At 61.4% G+C, this 18,471-nt stretch carries 18 protein-coding genes; 2 read left to right on the top strand and 16 right to left on the bottom strand.

Annotated features, from left to right (window positions below; all coding sequences use genetic code 11):
* Window positions 1-74 precede the first annotated feature (74 nt).
* From I6E58_RS07380 to recO, 7 genes are all read right to left on the bottom strand, one after another.
* On the bottom strand, window positions 75-1,319 hold the full coding sequence (locus I6E58_RS07380) for a cysteine desulfurase family protein (RefSeq protein ID WP_197131852.1): 1,245 nt from the start codon (window positions 1,317-1,319) through the stop codon (window positions 75-77).
* Window positions 1,316-2,176 carry a carboxylating nicotinate-nucleotide diphosphorylase gene (nadC, locus tag I6E58_RS07375; protein ID WP_197131849.1) on the bottom strand — a complete coding sequence of 287 codons (861 nt, stop codon included), beginning with the start codon at window positions 2,174-2,176 and terminating at the stop codon, window positions 1,316-1,318. The genes I6E58_RS07380 and nadC overlap by 4 nt, the downstream gene beginning before the upstream one ends.
* The gene (gene nadB, locus I6E58_RS07370; RefSeq protein WP_197131846.1) at window positions 2,173-3,756 is read right to left on the bottom strand and encodes an L-aspartate oxidase; all 1,584 of its coding nucleotides are present in this window, start codon (window positions 3,754-3,756) and stop codon (window positions 2,173-2,175) included. The genes nadC and nadB overlap by 4 nt, the downstream gene beginning before the upstream one ends.
* A gap of 2 nt (window positions 3,757-3,758) precedes the next feature.
* Window positions 3,759-5,048 (bottom strand): quinolinate synthase NadA, encoded by a 1,290-nt coding sequence (gene nadA / locus I6E58_RS07365; RefSeq protein ID WP_129071591.1) that lies wholly within the window; start codon window positions 5,046-5,048, stop codon window positions 3,759-3,761.
* The gene (locus I6E58_RS07360) at window positions 5,035-5,751 is read right to left on the bottom strand and encodes an NUDIX domain-containing protein (RefSeq protein WP_129071592.1); all 717 of its coding nucleotides are present in this window, start codon (window positions 5,749-5,751) and stop codon (window positions 5,035-5,037) included. Before I6E58_RS07360 ends, nadA begins: the two co-directional genes overlap by 14 nt.
* A 124-nt stretch (window positions 5,752-5,875) precedes the next feature.
* Entirely contained in the window at window positions 5,876-6,688 is an 813-nt protein-coding gene (locus I6E58_RS07355) for an isoprenyl transferase (RefSeq protein ID WP_197131843.1), read from the bottom strand.
* Window positions 6,685-7,413 (bottom strand): DNA repair protein RecO, encoded by a 729-nt coding sequence (recO, locus tag I6E58_RS07350; protein WP_197131839.1) that lies wholly within the window; start codon window positions 7,411-7,413, stop codon window positions 6,685-6,687. The genes I6E58_RS07355 and recO overlap by 4 nt, the downstream gene beginning before the upstream one ends.
* 680 nt (window positions 7,414-8,093) lie before the next feature.
* On the opposite strand from recO, the gene I6E58_RS07345 reads away from it, so the two are divergent.
* Window positions 8,094-8,750, top strand: a complete 657-nt coding sequence (locus tag I6E58_RS07345; protein ID WP_129071595.1) for a trimeric intracellular cation channel family protein — start codon at window positions 8,094-8,096, stop codon at window positions 8,748-8,750.
* An 87-nt stretch (window positions 8,751-8,837) separates the two neighbouring features.
* Here I6E58_RS07345 and leuA read toward each other — a convergent pair whose 3' ends face one another.
* The 9 genes from leuA to hrcA all read right to left on the bottom strand — a co-directional run bounded on the left by leuA (window position 8,838) and on the right by hrcA (window position 17,803).
* Window positions 8,838-10,616, bottom strand: coding sequence for a 2-isopropylmalate synthase (gene leuA, locus I6E58_RS07340; RefSeq protein ID WP_197131836.1), 1,779 nt, complete (start codon window positions 10,614-10,616; stop codon window positions 8,838-8,840).
* A 219-nt stretch (window positions 10,617-10,835) separates the two neighbouring features.
* Window positions 10,836-11,735: a GTPase Era gene (gene era / locus I6E58_RS07335; protein ID WP_129071597.1), complete on the bottom strand. Its 900-nt coding sequence runs from the start codon at window positions 11,733-11,735 to the stop codon at window positions 10,836-10,838.
* Window positions 11,732-13,042 (bottom strand): hemolysin family protein, encoded by a 1,311-nt coding sequence (locus tag I6E58_RS07330; protein WP_197131833.1) that lies wholly within the window; start codon window positions 13,040-13,042, stop codon window positions 11,732-11,734. Before I6E58_RS07330 ends, era begins: the two co-directional genes overlap by 4 nt.
* A 9-nt stretch (window positions 13,043-13,051) precedes the next feature.
* Window positions 13,052-13,510: an rRNA maturation RNase YbeY gene (ybeY, locus tag I6E58_RS07325; RefSeq protein WP_129071599.1), complete on the bottom strand. Its 459-nt coding sequence runs from the start codon at window positions 13,508-13,510 to the stop codon at window positions 13,052-13,054.
* Between the two features lies 1 nt (window position 13,511).
* On the bottom strand, window positions 13,512-14,561 hold the full coding sequence (locus I6E58_RS07320; RefSeq protein WP_231595166.1) for a PhoH family protein: 1,050 nt from the start codon (window positions 14,559-14,561) through the stop codon (window positions 13,512-13,514).
* On the bottom strand, window positions 14,551-14,901 hold the full coding sequence (locus tag I6E58_RS07315) for a histidine triad nucleotide-binding protein (protein WP_197131829.1): 351 nt from the start codon (window positions 14,899-14,901) through the stop codon (window positions 14,551-14,553). Before I6E58_RS07315 ends, I6E58_RS07320 begins: the two co-directional genes overlap by 11 nt.
* Before the next feature lie 17 nt (window positions 14,902-14,918).
* Window positions 14,919-15,650, bottom strand: a complete 732-nt coding sequence (locus I6E58_RS07310; RefSeq protein WP_197131826.1) for a 16S rRNA (uracil(1498)-N(3))-methyltransferase — start codon at window positions 15,648-15,650, stop codon at window positions 14,919-14,921.
* Window positions 15,651-15,656: 6 nt separating this feature from the next.
* Window positions 15,657-16,757 carry a molecular chaperone DnaJ gene (gene dnaJ, locus I6E58_RS07305; protein WP_197131823.1) on the bottom strand — a complete coding sequence of 367 codons (1,101 nt, stop codon included), beginning with the start codon at window positions 16,755-16,757 and terminating at the stop codon, window positions 15,657-15,659.
* 23 nt (window positions 16,758-16,780) lie between these two features.
* A complete protein-coding gene (hrcA, locus tag I6E58_RS07300) occupies window positions 16,781-17,803 on the bottom strand; it encodes a heat-inducible transcriptional repressor HrcA (RefSeq protein WP_197131820.1) in 1,023 nt (340 codons plus the stop codon).
* Window positions 17,804-18,014: 211 nt separating this feature from the next.
* Between hrcA and I6E58_RS07295 the strand changes: the two genes are divergently transcribed.
* Window positions 18,015-18,383, top strand: coding sequence for a DUF4870 domain-containing protein (locus tag I6E58_RS07295; RefSeq protein ID WP_129071605.1), 369 nt, complete (start codon window positions 18,015-18,017; stop codon window positions 18,381-18,383).
* Window positions 18,384-18,471 lie beyond the last annotated feature (88 nt).

Raw genomic sequence — 18,471 nt, 5'->3', positions numbered from 1 at the left:
CACGGATTCGCTGCGCGAGCGGGCAGCGGGTGCCCGGCCGGGCTGCCCGCGGCGGACTGCGGCGCGAGGCCACGTTACTGCGAGAGTGAGCGCACCGCGCGGTACGCGGTCTCAACCTCGGCGGCGACGGTGGCGAGCTGTTCGGCTGTCGTATCCCCGCTGAGGCTGAACCGCACGGCGGTTTGAGCGATCGCTTCGTCGATCCCGAGCGCTGTGAGCACATGGGATACGTCGTCGCTGCCCACGGCACAGGCAGACCCTGCTGAGCAGATGATGCCGGCGCGGCCGAGTTCGAGCAGGAGCGATTCTCCACTCGTGCCGGGGAAGCAGAACGAGGCGTTGTTGGGGAGACGAGTGGGTGTGGAGACCAGCGTGGGGGTTGCAGCATCGCCGTCGGCGGCAGCCTGCGCATCAGTCTGGGCGCCCGCGTGATCGTGATCATGATCGTGAGTGCCAGCCACGGCAGGCCCTGTAAAGATCGCGGCGGGAACGCGCTCCAGCACGTTAGAGACAAAATCGTTCCGCAACTGGGCGACAGCGAGCGCGCGAGCGGCCCGATCGGTCTCGGCGAGCGCAAGAGCATGGGCGAATCCGACAGAGCCCGCAACGTTCTCCGTACCGGAGCGTTTTCCGCGCTCTTGGCCTCCGCCGTGCAACACGGGCTCGAGGCTGCGTCGCCCCTTGACCATCAGCACGCCGATACCTTTGGGCGCGCCGAGCTTGTGTCCCGACAGGCTCAGGGCATCGACGCCCAGCCCGGCAACGTCGAGAGGCAGCCAGCCGGCGGCTTGCACGGCATCCGTGTGCAGCGGCACTCCCTGCGCGTGACAGAGTTCGGCGAGCGCAGCAATGGGCTGCACCGCACCGATCTCGTTATTGGCGTACATGACGGTGCAGAGTGTGGTGTCGGGGCGCAGGGCATCCCGAGCGTCATCAAGCGAGATCAGCCCCGCGGCGTTCACCGGCAACACGGTGATCTCGAAACCGTGGAGGCGCGCGAGATAGTCGACGGATTCCAGTACCGCTTCATGCTCAATCGCACTCGTGACGATATGGCGCCCGCGCGGCTCGGCGAGCGCGAGGCCCTTGATGGCGAGGTTGTCTGACTCTGTGCCCCCTGACGTGAATACGACATCGGATGCCCGGCACCCCAGCGACGCGGCCACACTCTTGCGGGCGGCATCCAGGGCACGCTTCGCGGACTCCCCCAGCTCATGGTGGCTGGACGGGTTACCGAAGTCACCCGTGAGCAGCGGCCACATCGCCTCGAGCACCTCACGGCGCACCGGTGTGGTGGCGGCGGAGTCGAGAAAGATCATGAGGTGGCGGCACTCACCGCGATGTCGAGACCGAGGTCGAGCGAGCGGACACTGTGGGTGAGAGCCCCTACCGAGATGACATCGACACCGGTGGCAGCAATCGCCGCAATGGTGTCGAGGTTCACGCCTCCGCTGGCCTCGACGATCGCGCGGCCGGCCACGAGCTCGACGCCGGCCCGCAGATCATCGAGCGAAAAGTTGTCGAGCATGATCGTGTCGACCCCCGCCGCGACAACAGTCTCAACCTGGTCGAGACGGTCGACTTCGACCTCGAGGTGCGTGGTGTGACCGATACGGGCACGAGCGAGACGAATGGCTTCTCCCAGATCGATACCGGCGGCTGCGAGCACCGCGAGGTGATTGTCTTTAGCCATTACGGCATCCGAGAGACTGAAGCGGTGGTTGTGGCCCCCGCCCGAGCGCACAGCGTGACGTTCGAGAGCCCGGAGCCCGGGCGTTGTCTTACGGGTATCGACTACCCGCGCGTGCGTGCCGGCCACTTGCGCGACGTAGGCCGCAGTCTGCGTGGCGATGCCCGACATCCGTTGGCTGAGGTTGAGAGCGATGCGCTCCGCCCGCAGAACAGCGCGGGCGTTACCGGACACCGAGGCCAGTTGCTGGCCGGCGGTGAACACGTCGCCATCACTGGCGTGCAGCGTGACCTCGGCCTGGGCATCCACCAGCTGGAAGGTGCGAGCGAAGACGTCGAGACCGCTGGCGACCCCGGCTTCGCGGGCATTGAGCACAGCGGTGGCGGTGGCGTCTTCGGGCACAAAGACATCGCTCGTTACGTCGCCCCAGGGCGCATCTTCGGCGAGGGCCATCAGGATGACATTGTCGACGAGCTGCTGATTCATCGGGTTGCCGTTTCTGCTCGATCGTGTGAGGTCATACCGTCTTCTGCGGGGATGAAGTCGCCCGCAACGTTGACCGCTGCCCAGCGTGTGGAGAACGCGAGCTCGTCTCGGGTTTCCGGGTAGTCAGTGCGTTCGTGAGCGCCGCGAGACTCCTGACGGCGGAGTGCTGCGACAACCACGAGGCGAGCAAGGTCGAGCAGGTTCGCGTTTTCCGCGCCCTCGACGGTGTTCGACTCAGAGTGCCAACTGGCGAGGATCGCAGATGCTTCCTCCAGACGCGTCGCATCACGCTCGAGTCCGACGTGGCTCCACATGAGCTCACGCAGCTGATCGCGCGTGAACGGCTCTTTGCCCGTGATCTCAAACTGTGGCTCGAGAGCTTCGACCTCAATGGCCCGCTGAGGCTCATTGAGAGCATCCGCGGCGCGCCAGGCGAAGACGAGCGATTCGAGAAGAGAGTTTGACGCGAGACGGTTGGCGCCGTGCACGCCGGTGCAGGATGCCTCCCCCACGGCATAGAGACCGCGCACGCTCGTGCGGCCAGAGATGTCGGTGCGGATGCCGCCCATCCAGTAGTGCGCTGCAGGCGTCACCGGAATCGGCGCTGTGCCCCAGTCGAAGCCGTGCTCTTCGCACACCTCGCTGATGCCGGGGAATCGTTTGGCAAGGAACTCAGAGCCCAGCGCGGTGGCGTCGAGCATGATGGGCCGCCCGCCCTGCTTCTCCATGGCTCGGGCGATGCCGCGAGCGACGACATCGCGCGGGGCGAGTTCACCATCGGGGTGCACGTCGAACATGAAGCGCTTGCCGTTCTCATCCAGCAGCGTTGCGCCCTCGCCGCGAACCGCTTCCGAGACGAGAGGGTTGCCTGGCACCGCAAGCGACGTCGGGTGAAACTGGAAGAATTCGACATCGGCCAGAGCCGCACCGGCGCGGTAGGCAGCGGCCACCCCGTCGCCCGTCGTGACAAACGGGTTCGTCGTGTGCTTGTAGAGCTGGCCGGCTCCGCCACTGGCTAGAACGACGATGTCGCCGTCGATCACGCGCGAGTTGCCGTCAGGAGCAATGACGTCGATGCCGGTGACGCGTGGCGTGCCGTCGGCATCCGTCTCGGTCACCAGATCACGCATGAAGGTGTAGGCGTAGGTCTCTACCGCCAGAGCCTTGACCGCGCGCAAGAGTGCAACCTCGATCGCAAGCCCCGTGGCATCTCCGCCGGCGTGGATGACGCGCCGCGAGGAGTGCGCCGCTTCGTGCCCCCGAGCAAGCTCACCGTTGGCGATGCGGTCGAATTCCACCCCGAGAGAGATGAGTTCTTGCACACGCAACGGGCCTTCGCTGCACAACACTTCAACGGCATCCCGCTCGCACAGTCCCGCGCCCGCGATCATCGTGTCGGAAACGTGACTTGCGACGGTGTCATCAGGGAAGAGCACCGCGGCGATGCCGCCCTGGGCGTACTTGGTGTTGCTCTCGGCCAGTTCCGCCTTAGTGACGAGAACCACTTCGTGATGAGCGCTCGCCCGGTAGGCGGTGATGAGGCCGGCAATACCGGTGCCGACGACAATGACCCGTGCCATGGTTAAGCCTCTTTCGTCGTTACCGGTGGCTTCGCGGCGAGCATCCGCTCCAAGGCCACGCGTGCCGGTGCTGCCACATCATCGGCGACAGTGATTTGGTTGAGAACTTCGCCGCGCACAAGGCCCTCAAGAACCCACGCGAGATAGCCAGGGTGAATGCGGTACATCGTCGAACACGGACACACCACCGGGTCGAGGCAGAAGATCGTGTGCTGGGGGTATTCGGCAGCGAGGCGGTTGACCATGTTGATCTCGGTACCGATCGCGAACGTTGTCGGTTCGGTTGCCGCCGCAACAGCCTTCTGGATGTAGTCGGTCGACCCTGCCTCGTCAGCGGCGTCCACCACCGGCATCGGGCACTCGGGGTGCACGATTACGCGAACACCGGGGTGCTCGGCGCGGGCCTGTTCGATCTGGCCAACATTGAAGCGCTTGTGAACACTGCAGAAGCCGTGCCAGAGCACAACCTTTGCCTCGTTGAGCGTCTCGGCATCATTGCCGCCGAGAGGCTTGTTGGGGTTCCACATCGGCATCAGATCGGTCGAAATGCCCATCTTCTTTGCCGTATTGCGGCCAAGGTGCTGGTCGGGGAAGAACAGCACGCGCTGGCCGCGCTCGTAGGCCCACTCGAGAACAGTCGTTGCGTTCGAGCTGGTGCAGACGATGCCGCCGTTACGACCGCAGAAGCCCTTGAGCGCTGCCGAAGAGTTCATGTAGGTCACGGGGATGATCGGCACGCGGCCATCAGCATCCGGTTCGGTTCCGTAGATCTCGGTGAGCTGTTCCCAGCACTCTTCTACCGAGTCGATGTCGGCCATGTCGGCCATTGAGCAGCCGGCGGCAAGGTTCGGCAGGATCACGGCTTGGTCCTCGCGAGCCAGGATGTCGGCCGTCTCGGCCATGAAGTGAACGCCACAGAACACGATCGCTTCGGCGTTCGGAACTGTCTGCGCCGCGTTGGCGAGCTGGAAGGAATCGCCGAGGAAGTCAGCGTGCTGCACAACCTCATCCCGCTGGTAGAAGTGCCCAAGCACAACCGCGCGGTCACCCAACGTGGCCTTGGCCGCGACGATGCGGGCGTGCAGATCTTCGTTCGAAGCCTTCTGGTATTCCAGAGGCAACTGTCCCTGGCGGGGTGCACCCGTGGGAATCACATCGCCCATGGATGCTCCGGGGCCGTAGCTCGGAACCCCCAGGTCGAACGTCCAGGGCCCGTCGGCCAGCTCAGGCGCACAGGTTTCCCCGTCGCCCGTCGCGGTGATGCGCTGAATGGTCGAATCAATGGATGACACGAGTGCTCCCTGTCTTGAGGTGGCCGAGAGGGCCGTTGTCGACGAGCTCTACGCCCTCGTCATAGCGGTACAGCCTCGGAGGCCGGTGGCGCCCTCCCGAGACAACGTGGTCAGTGGGAACCAGTGAACCTGAATTCTCGATCTGACGACGGAAGTTGGCGGGGTCGAGTTGCTTCTGCAACACAGCCTCGTGCACGATGCGCAGTTCACTGAGGGTAAAAGTCTCGCCCAGGAATGCCCGAGCGATGCGCGAGTACTCCATCTTGGTGCGCAGACGCCAGAGCGCATAGTCGACAATCACGTTGTGGTCGAAGGCCAGTTCAGGAAGGTTGTCCGCGGGGAACCAGCGCACGTTCTCTCCCTCAGTGGCACGATCAGCCTCTTCTTGACGCACGAGTGCCCAATAGACAACGGACACTGCGCGGCCACCGATGGAACGCTCCACATCGCCGAACGCGTAGAGCTGTTCGAGGTACGCAGGCTCAAGCGCCGTGGTCTCCAGCAGATTGCGGGCCGCGGCATCCGCGAGACTTTCGTCGTTGCCGACCCAGCCTCCGGGCAACGCCCACTGGCTGGCATAGGGCTCACGGGTGCGGCGCACGAGCGGGATCCACAGGGCACTCTCGCCCGATTCGGGAATCGGACGCAGCGCGAAAATCACGGTTGATACCGCAAGCGAGATTGTTTGTTCGCTCTGCTCCATCGCCACTCCCTTCCACTATTCAGTAAGAGTCATGCTGACCTGAACACAGAATACACCTTAAAGTCAGGCTGACCAAAAGGACGCCGACGACATGATGCGGGCGGGGCGAACCCGCAAGAATGAGCTACTCAGCTGTAGCCGTTGGCGCGTCTACGGCGCCTCCGAACCGACGTGACCGACTCGCGTAAATGCGAATCGCTTGCCACAGGTCTTCACGCGTGAAATCAGGCCAGAGCGTGTCGAGGAACACCATCTCGGCATACGCGCTCTGCCAGGGCATGAAGTTGCTCATCCGCTGCTCCCCCGACGACCGCACAAACAGGTCAACATCGGGCAGCTGCGGTTGATACAGGCGCTTCTGGATGAGCTTCTCTGAGACCGCAGACGGCTTCAGCTTGCCTGCCGCAACTTCATCGGCAATCGAGCGCACGGCATCCGCAATTTCAGTGCGGCCACCGTAATTCACGCACATAGTGAGAGTAATGGTGCTGTTGTTCTCAGTCAGCTTCTCGGCGAATTGCAGCTCTTTGATCACCGAGGTCCACAAGCGCGGGCGTCGCCCCGCCCAGCGCACACGCACTCCCCACTCGTTGAGCTGATCACGCCGACGGTGCAGTACGTCGCGGTTGAAGCCCATGAGAAAGCGGACCTCCTCGGGCGATCGACTCCAATTTTCGGTTGAAAACGCATAAACACTGATGTGTTTGACACCGATTTGGATAGCACCGGCCACGACATCGAGCAGGCTCGCCTCGCCTGCCTTGTGACCCTCCACGCGCGTCAGGCCGCGCGCGTTGGCCCAGCGTCCATTGCCGTCCATGACGAGAGCAATGTGTTCGGGAACAGACCCCTTAGGCATTGCTGGCGGGTGGATGCCTGTCCAATCAAGAGGACGAAACTCCACAGCATCTTTGTGAGTTTTTGCTACGCGGCTCATGCGCTCCGATCCACATGCTGAATGGAGCGAAGGCTGCGCTCCAAATGAAACTGAGTGTACGCGGCAACAACACCGCTGGCTTGGGAGCGTGCGCGCTCGTCAGAGGCCTCAGCGACATCCCACTGACCGGCAAGTAACGCGCCGAGCAGTTCGAGGGTCGCCGGACTCAGTCGCGGTGAACCGGGCGGGGCAACCTCATCGGCGACCACGCCACCCATCTGCGCGACGAAGACGGAATGCGGCCCCGGAGCACCAGTCACCGCACAATCAACAAAGCTCGGGGCCCAACCGGCGATCGAGAGGCTCCGCAAGAGGTAGGAGTCGAGCGTCAGGCTCGGATTGTGCTCGCGCCGCGAAAGAGAACGCAATGCACCCACCAGCAAGAGATATTGCTGAAGCGAGCCGTCGTCATCCGTAACTTTGTCCGCCGTTTCGACCATCACGCTTGCGGCGGTGTAGCTCGCGTAATCGGCCGTGATGTCCGAGCCATAGGAACCAAGGGACTCCGCCTGCTGGATGATATCGAGGCTGCGACCGATATAGCACTGGATGTCGGCGACCATGAAGGGTTCCAACCGTGACCCAAACTTCGAGGCTGTGCGACGCACACCCTTAGCCACCGCCCGGATTTTTCCGTGCTCACGCGAGAGCATCGTCACGATGCGGTCAGCTTCACCCAACTTGTGGGTGCGCAGCACGACAGCTTCATCACGATAGGTAGGCACCTCCCAAGTATCCTCCGGTTGTCGCGAGTTTGCTGTGCGACGGCCCGCGCCAACTCCGTTTCGCTGAGCGCCCTGCCCGCCGGCTGAGCACCCTGCCCGCGCGCTGAGCAGCTCGCACGCCCGTTTGCTCCCCTTCGGAAACTCAGGAGAATCGCGTGCGTCGAAGGAAAGATGACCCATTCACCCGCCCCGGCGGCGGCTGCAGGTCTGTTTCTCCTGAGTTTCCAGAAGGGAGCACGGGCGCTCTCCCTGCGGAACCCCACTCAGCGCACGATGACGCCGAGCACGTCGCCGCACAACATGTCCCACAGTGCGTGCGCAGCGCGCATCGCCCCTCGACCTGCCCTGCAGGGCGCGCGCACCGCACCGGACCGGAGCCTCACGGAAATTCAGGAAATCGCCGCGCTGCGCACAACGCCGAGGCCGGATCCGGTGCACCCCAGACATCCGCTGCCCCCGATCTCCTGAGTTTCCGACGTCTGCCTCGATGACGACGCCGGCACGTTCACATTCACGTTCAGAACGTCAGGAACAGCGGCAGGGTAAGCAACTGATCTAGGGACAGGAACAGAGCTAGGGGCAGGGCGCGGACGCGGAGCAAACGCGCGAGTTGCTCGGAGATCGCAGGCTTGCCCGGAGCGCAACTGCGCTGCGCGCGTCACGCGTGGTACGAATGGTTCGTGAACGAGACTTTCGAGATTCCGCTCTGGGCGGGGCTGCTAGCGGTCGGCGTCGGCGCCATGCAGGGTGCGATGTTCGCGGCCCAGTTTCGGGACCGCCGCCTTGACCTTCTCGGCGTCGCGATCATCGGACTAGCGTCAGGGTTCGGCGGCGGCATCGTGCGCGACGTCGTGCTCTCTGAAGTCCCCGCAGTGCTCACCACCAACTGGTATCTCATCGTCGCCACCGGGGCCGCACTGTTCGGGATGCTGCTCGAGCGACTGATCGCACGGATGGGTCCGGTCATCACGGTTCTTGACGCTCTCACCATTGGGCTCTTCGGCGCGATCGGCACGACCAAAGCACTTGCCATGGGACTCCCCGAGGTGCCGGCCATTTTCGTCGGCGCTATCTCGGGCGTGGGGGGATCGATCCTGCGGGACATGCTTCTTTCAATGCCCATCGCCCTCATGCACGTGGGCTCGCTGTATGCCGTCGCTGCGGTATCGGGCGCGACGAGCCTCGTCATCATGCGCAACTTCGACGTTCCGGTATTCGTGGCGGCCTCAATCTGTGTGGGCATCACCGTCGGCGTTCGGGTTCTTTCGGTGCTCTTCAACTGGACGCTGCCGGAGCAACGCACGATCAATCGTCTGCCCAGATTCCGCCGCCCCTAGCTCGCCGCTAACTCCTCGCCGCAGCCGCCGTTAACGAACAAACGCCCCACAGCTCAGCGAGCCGCAGGGCATTTGCGAAAGCTGAAACTACCCAGCGATCAGTTCAGATTCAGGAGCGTTTTGCGAGGCACGCACCCAACGGTTGACAGCCGACACGATCGCCTCGAGTGATGCCCGCGAGATGTCACCATCAATACCGACGCCCCAGAGACGCTGACCGTTGATATCGAGTTCGACGTAGGCCGCGGCCTGAGCATTGCTGCCGACCCCCATGGTGTGTTCAACGTAGTCGAAGAGCTTGACTTCAATTCCTTGTCCCTGAGCGGAGAGCATGCCCAAGAACGCGTCGATGGGGCCGTTACCAGTGTGGCTGGCGTCGGTCTCGCCGTCGTCGACACGCAGTCGAGCGTCGAGGCTAACTTCGCCATCATTCGCGCTGGTGGTGCGGGTCGCCAGCAGTTCGTAGCGCCCCCACTTTTCCTCGGCGTGATCGGCGGATGCTGGCAGGTATTCGTCTTGGAAAGCCGTCCAGATTTGCTCGCTCGAGACTTCGCCACCCTCGGAATCTGTCTTCGACTGAACAACGCCGCTGAACTCGATCTGCAGCTTGCGCGGCAGGTCGAGGTTGTGGTCGGTTTTGAGCAGGTAGGCCACGCCACCCTTACCCGACTGCGAGTTCACGCGCACGACGGCTTCGTAGCCGCGGCCAACATCCTTGGGGTCGATCGGCAGGTACGGAACAGCCCAGACTAGATCGTTGACGTGCTTACCCTCGCGTTCGGCCTGAGCCGCCATCGACTCGAAACCCTTCTTGATCGCATCCTGATGCGATCCGCTGAAAGCGGTGTAGACAAGGTCTCCAGCCCAGGGGCTGCGCTCGTGCACTTTCAACTGATTGCAGTGCTCGGCGGTGCGACGAATCTCGTCGAGGTCGCTGAAGTCGATCTGCGGGTCGATTCCCTGCGTAAATAGGTTGAGCCCCAGAGCGACGAGGTCGACGTTTCCGGTGCGCTCACCGTTTCCGAACAGGCATCCCTCGATGCGATCGGCGCCGGCCATGTAACCCAACTCTGCCGCAGCGATTCCCGTTCCACGGTCGTTGTGCGGGTGCAGCGAGATGATGACGCTCTCACGGTGGTTCACGTGGCGCGACATCCACTCAATCGAGTCGGCATACACGTTGGGGGTAGCCATTTCGACGGTGGCGGGCAGGTTCAGGATGACCTTACGCTCCGGCGTGGGCTTGAAGACTTCGAGCACCTGGTTGCAGATATCAACCGCGAACTCGAGCTCGGTTCCGGTGTAGCTTTCGGGCGAGTACTCGTAGTACACGTCGGTCTCGGGGACCATAGCCTCGGATGCCTTACAGATCCGAGCACCGTTGAGGGCGATGTCGATGATGCCCTGCTTGTCTTTGCGGAACACGACATCACGCTGCAGCACGCTCGTTGAGTTGTACAGGTGAACGATCGCTTGCTTAGCGCCCTTGATCGACTCGTAGGTGCGCACGATGAGTTCTTCACGAGCCTGCGTCAGCACCTGAATAGTGACGTCATCCGGAATCGCGTTTGTCTCGATGAGCGAGCGAACGAAGTCAAAGTCAGTCTGGCTCGCCGAGGGGAAACCGACCTCGATCTCCTTGTAGCCCATCTTCACGAGCAGATCGAACATGATCCGCTTGCGTTCGGGGCTCATCGGGTCGATGAGGGCCTGGTTACCATCGCGCAGATCGACGGCACACCAGCGGGGAGCCTCGGTGATGCGCTTCGACGGCCACGTGCGGTCCGGTAGATCAACAGAAATGATCTCGTGAAACGGACGGTACTTGTGGACGGGCATCGATGATGCGGACTGATTGTTTTTCATGTCAAGCTCCTGCTGTTCTCAAGGCCTTCTGGGCCACTCGCAACGAATCTGGTCAGCCAATGACAAACCCCGCGACGAGTGAGGCCTGGGTTAGGACTCGTCGCGGCAGCTAAGGAGGAGCAAACCGAAGAACATAATTTCACCCTAGCACTGCGAGAGCGGCACCGCAGGACTGGTTCTTCGACTGTTACCGCGCTGCCGCGATGCTGTGGCGATGCTCTAGAAGCCGAGGCGCCCGAGCTGTTTAGAGTCGCGCTGCCACTCTTTGGCAACTTTTACACGAAGCGAGAGGAAGATCTGCTTGCCGACGAGCTTCTCGATCTCGGCGCGAGCTCGCGCACCGACATCCTGCAGACGCTCGCCCCCCTTGCCGATAATGATGCCCTTCTGGCTATCACGCTCAACGAAGATATTCGCGAACACTTCGAGAAGGTTTTTATCATCGCGCTCGATCATGTCGTCGATCGTGACGGCGATGGAGTGCGGCAGTTCGTCCATGACGCCCTCAAGCGCGGCCTCACGAATCAACTCGGCAACGCGCGACTCAGTTGACTCGTCGGTGACAGCGTCGTTCGGGTACAGCGCAGCCGACACCGGCATGAGCTTCACGAGCTCGGTTGCAAGAATATCGAGCTGGATGTCGTCGAACGACGAGATCGGAATAATCTCGTCCCAGTCGCGCAGTTCTGCCACGGCTTTGAGCTGTTCCGCGACGCCGGGGCGCGAGGAGGCATCAATCTTCGTGACGATGGCGACCTTCTTAGCGCGCGGGAAAGAGTCAAGCTGCTCGTTGATATACCGGTCACCGGGGCCGATTTTCTCGTTCGCCGGAATACAGAGGCCGATGACGTCGACTTCGCCGAGGGTATCTTTCACGATGGAATTGAGGCGCTCGCCCAACAGGGTGCGCGGGCGGTGCATACCGGGAGTGTCCACGATGATGAGTTGACCATCTTCGCGGTGCACGAGGCCCCGGATGGCGCGGCGCGTGGTTTGCGGCTTCGACGAGGTGATCGCGACCTTCTCGCCCACGAGCGCGTTAGTCAGCGTGGACTTACCCACGTTGGGTCGACCCACAAAGGTCACAAATCCTGCTCTGAATTCACTGGTGTCGGTCACTGTGATTCACCGTTCTCTCGTTCATTCGAGCCTGAGTCATTCTGGTCATTGAGCCACGGATCGCGCGACACCAACACGGTGCTGATGCGTTTGCGCCGGCCTTCGGTACGTTCTGCCGTCAGAACGAGTCCTGAATAGTGTGCCACTGCTCCGCTCTCGGGGAGTCGCCCCAGAGTTTTCATGATGAGCCCGCCGACGGAGTCGACTTCGTCATCATCCAGCTCAAGTCCGAAGAGATCGCCCAGTTCATCAATCGGCAGGCGAGCGCTGACACGGTACGAGCCATCTTTCAGCTCTTCAAACTCGGCGACTTCGCGGTCGTATTCGTCAGAGATGTCTCCCACGAGTTCTTCGATGAGGTCTTCTAGCGAGACTAGCCCTGCGATACCGCCGTACTCATCGACGACCATGGCGAGGTGATTCGATTCGAGCTGCATTTGGCGCAACAGGCTATCGGCACGCTGCGATTCCGGCACGAAAAGCGCGGGGCGAGCCAGCGCCTGAGTCGTGAGCTTGTCGGCTTCGGCCGGCTGTTCATACACCACGCGCGCGATGTCGCGCAGGTACAGCACCCCCATCACCTGATCGATGTCGTCACCGATCACCGGTACTCGCGACACTCCGCGGCTCAGAAAGAGGCCCATAGCGGCACTGGCCGTGACATCCGCTTCAACCGTCACCATGTCGGTGCGCGGGATCATGACCTCACGGATCACCGTGCTGTTGAAATCGAAGATGGAGTGGATGAGGTCGCGATCATCTTGGTCAAGAACTTCGTGCTCGGTGGCTTCATCCACCATGCTCAGCAGTTGCTCTTCACTAGAGAACGTCGCCGTTCGGGGTCGACCCGGAGTCACTCGGTTGCCGATCGCGACAAGAGCGTCAGCGATCGGGCCCACAATCACGCGGATGCCGCGAATAAACCGTGCCGAGAGTTGCAACACCTTGCGAGAGTGAGCACGCCCGACGCTGCGGGGGCTGGAGCCCACCAGCACGAACGATGCTCCGGTCATGATGAGCGCGCTGAACAACAGCACGAGCCACCACTGCTCGAAGGCCGAGGCAAACACGAGCGTGACGAGCACTGCCGCAGTGGTCTCCACGACGATTCGCATGAAGTTGAGCGCATTAATATGCGCGCCCGTGTCTTTCGAGATTGCGAGAATCGACTTCTGCGCACGGCTGCGTCCGGCCAGCTCGACGAGGTCGCTACGGCTCAGTACCGTAAGCGCCGAGTCGGCAGCGGCAAGCAAACCACCGAGCGACACTAAAAGAATCGCGACGGTGATGAAAATTCCGATCAGCACAACCGGCTACTAACTTCGTTCTGCCAGGGCGAACCCCAACAGAATTTCGCGCTGAAGGCCAAACATTTCTTTTTCTTCTTCTGGCTCAGCGTGATCGAATCCAAGCAGGTGCAGCAGTCCGTGAGTGGTCAGCAACAGCATCTCTTCGAGAGGGCTGTGACCCGCGGCCTCGGCTTGCACGATCGCCACTTGGGGGCATACGACGATGTCGCCGAGCAGTCCGGCGGGTGTCTGACGGTCTTCGGTCCCGGGGCGCAGCTCGTCCATGGGAAAGCTCAAGACGTCGGTGGGACCGGGCTCGTCCATCCACTGCACGTGAAGCTGTTCCATGGCGGCCTCGTCGACAAAGACAATGCCGAGTTCCGCATCCGGATGCACGTGAAGCTGGTCGAGGGCGAAGGTGCAGAGTCGCTGAAAAGCGTGCTCGTCTACCTCGATGGCCGATTCGTTGTTGATCTCAATCGACACGTTAGGGCCTCTCGTGATTGCGGCTGCGCTTAGGCGGCCGGTTCTTGCGGTTGTATTCGTCGCGCTGCTTTTCGGCATCGTAGGTGGTGTAGGCATCCACGATTTGGCCCACCAGGCTGTGACGCACGACATCGGCACTCGACAGTTCGGCGAAGTGGATGTCGTCGATGTCTCGCAGCACGTTCGAGACGAGTTTGAGGCCACTCGCCCCTTCGGGCAGGTCGACCTGGGTGATATCACCGGTGATGACCATCTGAGAATCAAAGCCAAGACGCGTCAGAAACATCTTCATTTGCTCGGGCGTGGTGTTCTGGGCTTCGTCAAGAACGACGAACGAGTTGTTGAGTGTGCGACCGCGCATGTAGGCGAGCGGTGCGACCTCCACTGTGCCGGCAGCGAGCAGCTTGGGCACGAGTTCGGGGTCCATCATGTCGTTCAACGCGTCGTAGAGAGGGCGCAGGTACGGGTCGATTTTATCGGTGAGGGAACCGGGCAAGAACCCAAGCCGCTCCCCCGCTTCGATTGCCGGACGGCTCAGGATGATGCGGTCCACTTCTTTGCGTTGCAGGGCCTGCACAGCCTTCGCCATCGCTAAGTAGGTCTTTCCCGTTCCCGCGGGACCGATGCCAAACACAATGGTGTTGTTGTCCATGGCATCGACGTATTGAGCTTGCCCCAGCGTCTTCGGACGGATCGCTTTGCCGCGCGTCGTCAGAATGGTTTGACCGAGCAACTGCTGTGGACTGCCTTGGTTACCACGCAAAATTTTCGCCGAAGCATCGACCTCGATCTCGCCGAGGTCATGTCCGCCACGCACCATCGTGACCAGTTCGTCGACGAGCTCTTTCGCGGATTCGACTGAAGCCGAGTCGCCACTCAGAGTAATTTCGTTACCCCGAACATGCATTTCGACGCTCGGAAATTTGCTTTCGACGACTTTGAGCAGTCGATCCTGCGGGCCGAGTAGACGAACCATGGCGACGCCGTCTACTTCAATTGAAACGCTCTCGCGCTCTGTCGAACCTGCGGACTCGGAGTCACTAGTGACCAAGGGTGCCTTCCTCGAGGTTTCCACCGAGCACATGAGCGTGCACATGGAATACGGTTTGACCGGCGTTTTCACCGGTGTTAAAAATCAGTCTGTACTGTCCGCCTGCGTGTTCGTCGGCAAGCTTCTGGGCGACCGACACGAGTTCAGCCAGCAGTGCGGGATTGCCGGCGGCAAGCTCGGTGACGTTGGCGAACTCCTCCGTTTTAGGCACGACCAGCAGGTGCACGGGGGCTTGCGGCGCGATATCGCGAAACGCAATGATCGCGTCTGACTCGAAAACGATATCCGCGGGAATCTCGCGGGCGATGATCTTCGTGAAGATCGAAGGGGAATCGGACATAGCTCTAGCCTAAACCTCTAGCTCCAGCGGCCAAGCTTGACGTTCAATGCCGCTATAGCTGCGGGCCCCGCTGTCGACGTGCGTAACACTTCACTGCCCAATCGAATTGTGGATGCTCCGGCCGCGGTCAAGAGTTCGAGCTCGTGATCTGCGACACCGCCTTCCGGCCCCACGACGAGCACGATGTCACGATCATCTACTTCAAGTTCAGCGAGAGTTTGCGTCGCCGTGGGCTCCAGCACCAGCATCCGCGTCGTGGAGGCAAACGCCGCCAGCTGTTTCGTCGTCACGAGGTCGAGAACATCAGGGATCCAGCTTCGTAGCGATTGCTTGCTCGCTTCGCGAACGATGGCCGCCCAGCGATCGCGGCCCTTAGTAACCTTCGAGCCTTGCCAGCGAGAGATGCTGCGCGCCGCCGACCACGGGATGACGCCGTCAACGCCGAGTTCGGTGGCAACTTGCACCGCGAGTTCGTCACGATCGGCCTTTGCGAGGGCCTGGGCCAGGAACACCGCGGGGGTTCGCCGCAGCGATTGCTGTACATCGACAACCTGAATGGTGAGCTCAGTGTGCTCGGCCGCGGTGATGGGGCCCGAAACGATCAGCCCCGCGCCGTTGCCGATCGCAATTGTTTCGCCGACTTTGAGGCGCGACACCGTGACCGCATGCCGCGCTTCGGCATTGCCCAACGAAACGGAAGCGCCAACCGCCACCTCGCCGAGCTCCTCGTCGATATACAGATGTGCCATAGCGAGCTACAGGAACCGATCTCGAAGTTTGGAGAACAAGCCCTGTTGGAATTCTGCGAAGTGGGGCTTCTTGCTCTTGCGCACGGCGGCGAGTTGCTTGATCAGAGTCTGTTCGGCACCGCTGAGCTTCGTCGGCGTGACAACTTGGATGCCGAGCCGCAGGTCGCCGCGGTTAGTGCCGCGCAAACTGGTGATTCCACGATCACGAACCGTGAGCACTTCGCCGCTCTGTGTGCCCGGCTTGATGTTCACTTCGATGTCACCATCGAGACCATCGAGTTTCACGGTAGTACCGAGAATCGCGTCAATCATTTCGACCTCGACCGTGGCAAGCAGGTCGTCGTCGGCGCGACTGAAGACATCATGGTGCCGCACCTTGATCTCGAGGAACAGATCACCATTGGGGCCGCCAGCGGGGCCGACCTCGCCCTGACCGGGCATCTGCAAACGCAGTCCCGTCTCAACGCCGGCGGGGATGTCGACGGACAGAGTGCGCTGGGCCCGTACCCGCCCCTGGCCAGCACACGTGGCGCAGGGGTTGACAATGATGGTTCCGTAACCACGGCAGGTACCGCACGGGCTCGACGTCATTACGTTGCCGAGAAGGCTTCGAACCTGACGCTGAATCTGACCACTGCCCTGACAGATATCGCAACGAACCGGTGAGCTGCCGGGAGCAGAACAGCTGCCCTCACACGTCTCACACAGCTCGGCAGTGTTGACCTCGAGATCGCGGGTCACACCGAACATCGTGTCTTTCAGGCTGACCTCGATACGCAGCAGCGCATCTTGACCGCGCTCGCGACGCGAACGCGGGCCGGCAGTCTGGCTTGACCCGCCGAAGAAAGTCTCGAAGATGTCGCCGAAACCGCCGAATCCTCCTCCGCCGCCGCCGAAACCGCCGTTGCCGCCCATATCGTATTGCTGACGCTGTTGCGGATCGCTCAGTACGTCATACGCGTGAGTCACCGACTTAAAACGCTCCGATGCATCCGCACTGGGGTTGACGTCGGGGTGCAACTCGCGAGCGAGCTTGCGGTACGCCTTCTTGATTTCCTCCGGGGTCGCTTCGCGGGCAACGCCGAGGGCTTCATAATGATCTGCCAAAGTTCCGATTGCTCCTTACGAGCTCAGTTGTCTTCTAAAAGTCGAGACAGGTACCGCGCTACTGCACGGACCGCCGCCATATTGTTTGAGTAATCCATTCGCGTCGGGCCAAGCACGCCCACGCGGGAGACCCCGCCGCCCGAGGAGGAATATCCTCCGGTGACAACGGATGTCTCTTCTAGTCCAAATTCTGCGTTCTCGCGCCCAATGCGAGTGGATACCGATCCATTTGCTACTTCCATCTCCCCAAAGAGGCGCAACAACGTTACTTGCTCTTCTATTGCCTCGAGCACAGGAAAAATGCTGCCGGTGAAGTCTTGTTCGGTACGCGCCAGGTTTGCGGTACCCGCGAGTACGAGCTTGTCGGCACGGTTCGCCAACACTTGCTCGACCAAGCTCGAGGCAATCTTGCCCACAAAAGCTTGACGTTCCAGGGGAAAAATCTGAGCGAAGCTGGCTAGCCGATCCGCGGCCTCCGGGAGCGATTGCCCCGTCAGCGCCGAATTCAGCTTGGCGCGAACTTCGCCCAGGAAGACTTCGTCAAGCGGCTCAACGACATCGATCAGACGCTGCTCTACCCGGCCGGAGTCGGTGATGAACACCGTCATGATGCGGGTCGCGTAAAGCGGAACCAGTTCCACGTGCCGCACGCGGGCCGTAGCCAGCGAAGGATATTGAACCAGGGCCACACTGTTGGTCAGCTGAGACAGCAGGCGCACTGAACGCGCAAGTACGTCATCCAAGTCGTCGGCCTGACCCAGAAAAGACTCAATCGCTTGGCGCTGTGCGCTCGTGAGGGGGCGCAAGTCAGCCAACTGGTCTACAAACATGCGGTAGCCCTTATCGGTCGGCACGCGACCGGACGAGGTGTGGGGCGCCGTAATGAGCTCTTCGTCTTCGAGTAAGACCATGTCGTTGCGAATCGTTGCAGCGGATACTCCGAAGGAATGTCGCTCAACGATTGACTTGGATCCGACAGGCTCACGCGTCGCAACGTAGTCCTGCACGATGACACGAAGCACGTCAAGACCGCGGGCGGAAACCATTCCACCACCCACCTCTCTTGATTGGCACTCAATCCGTTCGACTGCCAATCTTACTCGACACACCACGACACAGCCGTTGCACCGCGCGAGTCATACCAGTAGCGTGTCTTTGTACTTGAGCGCTACCCTTTTGAGGAAATGCTCAGGTGTGACACCGAGCACTTTGATGAAACCCGGGAACTTCCCTCGTTCACCTGAAAGGCACGAACACATGACTGACGCAAATCCGCAGCCCGCAGCCCCCCAGCCGGCAGCTCAACTGACAACGGCTGAGGACAACCAGTGGGCGTCATTCGCTCACCTGGGTGGAATCTTGGGATTCCTTCCCGCGCTTATTATCTGGCTGGTCTTCAAAGACCGCGGCGCATTCACCAACACCGAAGCAAAAGAAGCACTGAACTTCCAGATCACCGTTGCCATCGCCTACGTGATCTCGAACATTCTGATTGCCGTCGTCATCGGCGGAATCTTGCTTCCGATCGTCTTCATTGTGTCGGTGATTTTCTCGATCATCGGCTTCACCAAGGCTAAGGACGGCACGAACTACCGCTACCCCTTCGCACTGCGCCTCATCAAGTAATTCTGCTTATCGGCTAAGTCGATAGCGAGTGAGCCCCGGGAGCTTCTGCTCTCGGGGCTACTTTTTTGTCCAAGTAAGGCTTTAATAG

It is taken from the genome of Salinibacterium sp. SWN1162 (assembly GCF_015864675.1).
Taxonomy (GTDB): domain Bacteria; phylum Actinomycetota; class Actinomycetes; order Actinomycetales; family Microbacteriaceae; genus Rhodoglobus.
Note: the sequence above shows the minus strand (reverse complement) of the source record. Positions and strands in the feature narration are given on the sequence as shown.